The following is an 8705-nucleotide window of genomic DNA, read 5'->3' as shown; positions in this document are numbered from 1 at the left end:
GAAAACCCAAAAAACTGAAATCACCCGAACCGAATGCGCCGGTAGATTTCATGACATTGGAAAAACCTTCCTTGCCCTACGCTTGCGTATCATTTTCCTTTTCCATGAACTTGAAGCCCAATTTCGCATCTGCGGCGCCGTTCGCTATCAGCTGATCCTCCCGGGGCGAGTACATGGAGTTGTTGAGTTCACCGCTCTTGTTCATACCGAACTTCACCGAATCAGTAACCGCTGTATGCAATTTTCTGCCTCTGAATTTCGCGAAAACCAATGAGCTGGAACGCGTGAGCCAGACCACACCCTATCCTTGAGACCGGGCCAATTGCGAAAACACGCAGCGGCCTTTTCTTTTCGGATTTCTGTCTAACTAGAAGGACTGCTGAAACTTGTGCCGCAGCCTGGCGCAGGCACAACTTGTAAGGTGCTCATCAAGTGGGCGGGAGTGAAAACAGAACTTTGATCTACGTTGTATCACGTTGAATAAAAACAACAAAAATTCTTCCCGGATAGGGGCCAGATTGCTATCCTCACCGAATGCCGGAAGAGGGGCTTCCGCTCGGCTGCCGGCCTTTTAGAACCTAACCAATCTAGGAAAAACGCCGATGCAGAAATGACCCCTCAAAATGAAAACGCCCGAACCTCGGCAAAGGAACGGACGTGTTCATAAGGCAGATTGAAGTCCACCAACTAGCACTGGTTCGATAGCAAACCCGGCCTCGGATTTCAAGGACGGCGACTGTCTTCCCCAATACGGCTGCATCCAGCTCGGACGTTTTAGCGCCCGGGTGCGATGGAGCATACGCTGACCAAGTCAGCCGTCACGTTTCGCTCGGAGTTTCCCTTCAGCGGCACGCAGACGGAGTTGTGCCTTGTGTCCGCGTAGAGCGATCACCGCTGCCCATTTCCGGGCAGCCGGCCCCTCAACTGTGAGAAAATCAATGTTCTGTTGTTTTCAGCAGGGAAGCCCCGTGCTTCCTGGTTCACCCCAGATACATCCAGTTCGCCATGCGCAGGCCGATGCCCCTGGCTTCGTGCGTCAAAATGAGGATGCAGGCTCAGAGGCGCTGAGATTTGCGCTCGGATTTTGGATCGATCCTGGCCTCTCCGGATGAATACCGCCCTCTTCGACATCATCAACCCCTGCCGAACTTCGTACCGCAGGCTGTGCCTGCTTTGCCCTGACGAGAAAAGACCATGTCCAAAATAAGGTTCATTCATAGCAAGTTCCCGGATCCAGAAATGGCTACGCCCCGGATTGAAAAGCGCCTTTCCAAACACCTGCAGCGTTTGCAAGAACGCAAGGCCAAACAGACAGGCGAGACAAGCCAAGAAATACCGGAAGACGATGCCTCCCCGGGTCAGACTAAATCGCAGTTCTATTTGCATCAGGCAAGGCGGCGTATTGCTCGCCGAGCCGGTTTGATCAGCGAACGGTACCGGGCAAGCCTTCCAATTTCCCGGTTAAAAATCGAAGACCGTAAGCGACTTGAAGCGCGCAGGGATGGTGTTCAGCTAGTCCAACTAAAATCTGAAAACCATGCTGATGAGATTGCGGCGCGCCTTCATGCGGAGTTCCCCTGGCTTGCGATTGCGACCGAGCAAGTGTGGCACTCAATGCTTAGTGCGGTGCGCTCCGATACTCAGGGACTTAGGATCCGACCGCTTTTACTCGATGGGCCGCCAGGGATAGGTAAAAGTGCTTGGGCACGGCGTTTAGCCAGCTTGATGGGCGTGCCAAATCTGTTTTTGGACGCCACAGTCGAGTCTGCCAGTTTCGGACTGGTTGGAAGTCAGCGAGGCTGGAGTAATTCGGCGCCAGGGCGGCTTATAAACCTGGTCCTTGAACATGGCGTGGGGAACCCGCTTGTCATAATTGATGAGGTGGAAAAGGCGGGGAAACCGACGTCCCAGGGCGGACACACCTTCAATCTGCTAAATGCCCTGCTGCCGCTTTTTGAACTGCAATCAGCCCGGCGCTGGTCCTGCCCGTATTTTCAGGTGGAATGCGACATGAGTTGGATAGGCTGGATTTTGACTTCAAATGACTGGCGGCAGTTGCCTGACCCCATACTGAGCCGATGTCCACCCATCAGATTGCAGCCAATTTCTGCAAAGGATCTGTGCGGCTTTGCGATGAGAGAGGCAAGCGAACGCGGCCTCAGCGACGAAACCGCAGAGGCAATCTGCGACACGATAGCCTGGGCTTTCACTAAGGAGCACCGCTTAGATCTACGTGCAATTATCCGGATGCTAGAGCGCGGCGAGCGGTTGGAGCAGAGGTCTGCCCGGAACTGACCTAGTTTTGCGGCGAATCTCAAGGTGCCGGATTGTTGCCGTTTCCCGGAAGGTTTCTCTTTGGAATCAATGTTCTGTGAGGAGTTTGCCCGGCGCCGTGAACGGCCGCGACGTCCGCGCGATTCCAAAGTTGTGGACAAGTGGCAGGTAAGTGGCTGTTTCGACTCAAGATTTTCCCAGTGTCGAGCCAATATACACTCAAACGGCAAAAAGGAGTATCCCAGACCAGCTATTAATACTTGAAAAGAAGAAGGCCCCAATCCGGAGGATGGGGCCTGAGTGAGCCGGGAATCCCGACTGTTTCCATGGCATAAGCCTATTCACTTCAAACGAAAGTGCAAGCGGTTTACCCGGCATGTTTGTCAATTCAGGAACTGAGTTTCCTGGAAACGGAGAAGTCATGCTCAAATTCAAAGCCCGCATTGGGCAACAGCAAGAAAACCGGCGCGCTGCATGCAAATGGCAGCGTGAGAAAGGGAACACGAAGCTGTGCTGGCAGCGGCGCGATGACCGCCGAACGGCTACGAACACCTTAGTGCTCTAGCGCCAGGGCGGGCCACACCCCGCCGAACCTGAAGACAACTGACACCTTACAAGCTCCTGAAAGCACCAGCTTTCAGGAGACGGAGAAGGTGTGCCCAAGAGTGATCTGAAATGAACTACGATGACAATTATCGCCCCGGCCGCGGGCACCGCAAAATCGTCAAAAGCTCGCCCTACCATTGGGTCGGCCAAACGACCTTCACGGCAGCAGACGGCCGCCAGCAAGCCTTCGGCTTCAACAGTTATCTGGAGTATCAAGCCTCGCTTTGCTGCATCTATCGGCCTGGTTTTCTCGATCTAGAGGAACAGCTGGCTCCTGTGCTGGTCCGCAAGTTCTCTGGCGCGCCTGCTCCGCACTGGCTCGATTTCCGCCTGACTTTGAAGAGTGGCAAGCGCATTGCATTGGCTGTGAAGCCCAAAAAGTTTGCAGAAAGGTATGAGTTCCGCGCTGAAATGCTGGCCGTCGCCGATGCCGCAATCCCTGCAGTAGCCGACGAATTGTGTGTTGTGACCGAGCAGAACATCGACCCGATAGAATTTCACAACGCCAAGCTTTTTCATTCCGCGCGGTTTCCGGAACCAGTCATGGACGAAGCTGTGGCTGAAGCTCTGAAATCGCTCAGGACGCCAACAATGATCCGCCAGTTTCTGGCGAAAAGCGGTATCGGCCCAGCTGGCTTCTACAGTGTTGTTCGCGCCATACACAAAGGTCTGGCAAAGGTCGCCTCAAATGAACGTATTGGCGCGGCAACAGTGATCTCCGGGAAAGCGATCCACTGATGGCGGCCCCATTCAAAAAATACCGATACCTGCTGGAACCGCGTTGCCGGTTCCGCATCGGTCCCCGGCACGCTGAAGTCATTGAACAGCGTGAGGAGGGGTATCTTGTCCTTTGGGAGGAATGGGTGGATCCCGATACCGGCGAGGTGCATGAGCGAAAGCCTGGTATGCTCACGCACGAGCGGGTCGCAAACGAAAACAACTATGGGCAGTTGGTCGTAATCCAGCGCCCCAAAGTGATAGTACTCGACAAGCAAACAATCCGTCGGCATTGGCGAACCCGCGACGAGACCTCACGTATGCTGGTCAAGAAGGCTCATGCCCTGGCCGCGGAAGAATTGATAGCCGAGGACATGTTCCAGGGGCGCCGGGCCGAGTTTGAACGCTTTGCCGAGCTGATTACGTCTCGAGCACGGAGTATTCACGCAAAGCTCGTTGCTGAACTGGGAGAGCCTAAGGCGCGAAACGGAAAGCGTGCAGTTTATGGCTCTCTTCAGCGGCCAGAGCACCAGTTCAAGCTCAAGTTGCGCGGCGGCAGCAATGGTGGTCAGTCGTTTTACAACTGGTTTCGGACGTGGAAATCGAAGGGCGAAGATGGCCTGTTTGACAAATACCGCAATTGCGGCGGCAACACGCCTTATCCGAGCGAACTTGACGATTTCGTTGCTGACCTCATTGACGCCCTGGTCGACAGGGAGCGGCTGGATTTCTCAGCGCTGAAGGATAGCGTGCGTGCGGCCATTCAGGCGGAAAACGCCCGCCGTTTTTCACAAACCCCTCCGCAACCTACGCTGCCCTTGCCGGGCTACGCTTACGTCCAGAAACAGGCGAGGCGAATGGGGTATGCTGCCCACGCCGGGCGTTCTCACGGAATTGATGATGCATACAAAGACTTGCATGCATTGGGGGTTGGAGTCGAAACGTCCCGCGCACTGGAAAGGGTCGAAATCGACGAATACACGATCGACCTGACCCTATTGATGAAGATCACAGGTCTTTTTGAATATCTGACACCTGACGAAAAAAAGGCGCTTGGACTTGATGGAGGCCGCCGGCGAGTTGTCATCTCGGCGGCCATCGACGTTCACACTCGCTGCTTGTTGGCTTTGCAGATCGTTCCAGAGGGGATCGCGGATCCGCTGCGCCAGACCCTCGAAATGATTTACACCGACAAGTCCCGAATCTCGGACGAACTCGGCTGCGAGCACGATTGGTATCAGCACGGCAAGGTGGAGGAGCTCATACTCGATCGGGCCGGTAAGTACATTTCAGATGAAGCGTACCACATCTTGGCATCGCTTGGGATTACCAACCTTGGGGCACCTGCCGGAAAACCTTGGTTGAAGCCGTTTATCGAGCGTGTGTTCCGAACTATCCATCGCAAGCTCCTGGCGCGGTTTTCAGGCCGGAACTTCTCCAACCCTTTGGAGCGGGGCAGCAACGACCCCGCTGCAAGGGCAACCCTGACGGTGGAGGAGTTCCTCTGTTGGCTGGTTCGCTGGACAGTTGATGCCTATCACAATGATCGGCATTCCGGGCTTGGCATTACTCCGCTGCAGGCCTGGGAGCGGGCCACCGCCGATGTCCGTCCAAAAACGTTATCAAACCGTGAGATGCGTCTTGCTTTTGGCACCCGGCTGACACGGAAGTCCGGGCGCCATGGCATTCGGGTAATGTGCCTGAACTATCAGACAGACTTTGTAATAAAGCAGTTCGCCGACAAAGGGCCTGAGACCGCCGAGGTTTGCTATTGGCACGGCGATGTCGGAGCCATCGAAGTGCGCTACGACAACGGCGATTGGACAACTGTCACGGCAGCCGACGAAGAATGGATCGGCAAGACAGATGATGATCTGCGTGAATGGCTTGCAGAGCGCAACGAGATCAATCCAGAAGCCGAAGAGGCGCGCTTGCGCTTGATCCACGAACTGGACAAGCGTTCCAACCGGCTGAAGTGCCTGAACAAACTCTACGCCCGCCCTCGGGAGGCACAGGATCTGGCGAATGCGGAAACGTATTTTTCCCAGTTCACGGATACAGCCGAGCGCCGTCATTTGGCTGGCCCAGCAGAGGATCTGTTCGCTGGAAAGGTTCAGCCCGCTAAGGCACTGCACACATCTAGCGTGGACAACGGCGCCGCGGCCACGACCCCCCAAACTTCCGAAAACCCCGACGACGACCTGATGGAGTAATCCAAGATGAATAACATCCAACCCACATGCACTGCCGCTCCCGATGTTTCCAACCTGCAAACTTGGCTTGCTGACAGGTATTTTCGGCTCGATCGCGACGAGGCACTGGCCGACTGCCTGACAGATCTTTTCACCATTGATGGGGCCGGGGCGCTGACCGCCACGCCGGTTCGCGACCCGTTGAATGGTGAGACCGCTGGGCTGATGCTGATAGGGGATTCCGGTTCGGGCAAGTCGTCGCTTTTGCGGCGCATGCTGCGCACCAATCCCGCATTCTCAGTGATTTCTGAGACATCCGAAGGGAATACGCTGTTCGAAACAGTGAAGCCTGCCGCGACTATTAAGAGCCTTGCCATCACGATCGCAGAACGAACCGGTTATACAAAGATGAAGTCGAACATTCACGGCGACGAAGCCTGGGAGGTGGCGCGCCACCGCATGTCTGTGTGCGGGGTGAGCCTTCTCGTGATCGATGAAGCTCATCATCTTCTTCGGAAGGGCAGCGGCAGAGATACTGAAGGTGCGGTTCAGACGATGAAGAACCTGTTGCAGGGCGACAGCTCCGTGGCGGTCATTCTCTCCGGTGTTCAGAAGCTGTACGAGGGGGTCTTGTCAGACCCAGAAACAGACCGGCGGTTTATCAAAATGCGCCTGCGGCGCATTCAGGAAGGGTCTGGCGAGGCACATCGTTTCGGCCTTTGCGTCGCAAAATGTGCCCAGCATCTCGGGCTCGATCTGCCAGCGGAAATGTGCTTCGCGGAGCGCGTTCTGTTTGCAGAAAATGGCGATGCCGGCCGGAGCATTCGCCTCGCCAAACAGACCCTGCGCCGTGCCATGATCATGAACAGGAGGGCCGTTGATCTGAGCGATGCAGCCCTCTGTTTCGAAAAGCTTCATCTCGGACGGGAGGCTGCTCCATTTTCCAGTGGTGATTGGTCCGCCATTCGCGAGAACCTGGAAAGCATGGGGTGGGTCCGATGAGCACTTTAAGGCCCTACATCCCTTTCGATCTGCAGGAAACCCTGCTGTCTTATGCAGCTCGCCTTTCTGCTGTCCACACAAGAAAGGGCATGAGACGGCTGTTGAATGATCTCCGCATCCCAGTCGAGAATTTCCTGATGGGCCGCCACGAAGCCGTCGAAGCGTTTGCCAGCGCCACCGGCGGTGACGCCGAAATCCTGAAATCTGCTGCTCTGACAGGGAAGAAAAAACACGTCGAATTTCGTGGTGCGAAAATGGCGAAAACCTTCGTTGTGCGGCAAGCAGACAAGTACTGTCCTGTCTGCCTTGCCGAGGACGGCAGCCCATACGCATGGCGGCAACAGCTGATCTGGTGTTTTGCACCGGCCCACCGATGCGTCCATCATAACACATCGCTCCGTCGGATTACCCAGAAAGGGTTCGATCTGCGGGATGGCCTGGTCGCGCCGGGAGCAGGTGCAGTCACACCCTGTCACGGGGACCAGCCTGAGTATCTGGCCTGGCTGGACAACCGCTTGCACGGACCGCGGGAAGAACCAAAGTGGCTGGCCGGTCAAACAGTCCAACAGGTTCTTGAAACCTCCATGATGCTGGGCGCGGTGTTGGAGCATGGTCACAAGGTGCGACCTTACAAGCTCCGCGCAAGTGATCAGGAAGCGGCTGCCGACATTGGCTTTGCTATTTACCGGGAAGGCGCAGGTGCCGTGACCGAGGCTCTCGACACTATCCGCCGCAGATCTCCGGCGACTGCGGTTCAAGCCGGGCCGCTCGCAAAGTATGGCCCCCTGTTCGATTGGCTGGACCGCCGCTGCAACGCAATTGACCCCGGCCCGGTACGGGATCTGTTGCGCAACCACATTATCAAGCATGACGCACTCAGCCGAGGTGACACGGTGCTTGGATACGAAATCAAGGAACGCCGGTACCACTCTGTCCATAGCCTGAGCGAGGAAACCAATATTCCCCGTGTTCGCATGTCCCGGATGTTGCAAAAATTGGGGAAGATACCTGCGGGGGCGACCCATGCCGAATGTGGTCTGTTGCGGTTCGATGCCCAGGAGATCACCGGATTGATTGTAGATTTCCAGACTGCCATCGAGATGAAGGACGTCCCGGCCTATATTGGCGCATCCAAAAACCAGTTCCAAACCCTCTACGCTGGTGGGATCATTCGCCCTTTGGTTCCCCGCGATAAGCCTGGTGCTGTGCGGAATGTTGTCTTCTCACGGCGCCATCTCGACACATTCCTCGAAACGCTCAACGCGCTCCCGGTGGCATCGGAAACCGGAAAGGACCTGCACACAATCGCATATGCATGCCAGCGCGGTGCTGGGACAACGCTCAACTTGGTCTACGGCATACTGTCAGGTGAAATCCCAGCTTGGCGCCGAGACACGCCACCAGGATTGTCGCAAGTTCTGGTATCTCTGACAGATGCTGTCGGTGCCGGATAGCAAATAGCTAAATCAGGATTTGCCGTTTCGAGGGTCCGCTTTGCGGGCCCTTTTCTTTTGGCGAACGTAGTGGTTTCGGTGGTAACTCGTGCCAATTCTGGTGGTAACTCGTGCCGGACGGAGAATGGGTGATCGCATAAGTATCTGATTTTTAATAGGTAAATTTGGAACCGGTGGGAACTCGATCAAGATTTACAGATGTAAATCGGGGCAAAGTTGTCTCGGAATTGGGGCAAGGATGTCGCGAAGTCGAGCTCCAATCAACATATAGGGTGCTCACTGGGTGCTCTGTCTTCTTATGGGGAAGCTGTGGCGGCAGTTGTAAATCGGGATCAAGTTGCGGCCGGATGGGCCACAAGACCCGGCGGACGCAATTTTCTAAGGATACTGGCCGACCCAGTGAATGCCTTTTTTGGTTCAAAACCTGATCAATTCACAGTCGTGAACGTCAAGCAAAGCT

General features: G+C 55.5%; 6 protein-coding genes. All 6 read left to right on the top strand.

Annotated features, from left to right (window positions below):
• Positions 1 to 274: hypothetical protein (locus L1069_RS22985; RefSeq protein WP_237457195.1), on the top strand; the 274-nt coding region annotated here is incomplete at its 5' end.
• 920 nt (positions 275 to 1194) lie between these two features.
• Entirely contained in the window at positions 1195 to 2295 is a 1101-nt protein-coding gene (locus L1069_RS22980) for an AAA family ATPase (protein WP_237457194.1), read from the top strand.
• Positions 2296 to 2949: 654 nt separating this feature from the next.
• A complete protein-coding gene (locus L1069_RS22975) occupies positions 2950 to 3618 on the top strand; it encodes a hypothetical protein (RefSeq protein WP_237457193.1) in 669 nt (222 codons plus the stop codon).
• Complete coding sequence (locus L1069_RS22970) at positions 3618 to 5810, top strand: hypothetical protein (RefSeq protein WP_237457192.1); 2193 nt, start codon at positions 3618 to 3620, stop codon at positions 5808 to 5810. The genes L1069_RS22975 and L1069_RS22970 overlap by 1 nt, the downstream gene beginning before the upstream one ends.
• 6 nt (positions 5811 to 5816) lie before the next feature.
• Complete coding sequence (locus tag L1069_RS22965; protein ID WP_129369576.1) at positions 5817 to 6791, top strand: TniB family NTP-binding protein; 975 nt, start codon at positions 5817 to 5819, stop codon at positions 6789 to 6791.
• Entirely contained in the window at positions 6788 to 8245 is a 1458-nt protein-coding gene (locus L1069_RS22960; protein WP_237457191.1) for a TniQ family protein, read from the top strand. The genes L1069_RS22965 and L1069_RS22960 overlap by 4 nt, the downstream gene beginning before the upstream one ends.
• Positions 8246 to 8705 lie beyond the last annotated feature (460 nt).

It is taken from the genome of Leisingera sp. MMG026 (assembly GCF_021654205.1).
In the GTDB taxonomy this organism is placed as follows: domain Bacteria; phylum Pseudomonadota; class Alphaproteobacteria; order Rhodobacterales; family Rhodobacteraceae; genus Leisingera.
This window is presented reverse-complemented; position numbering and strand designations above follow the sequence as displayed.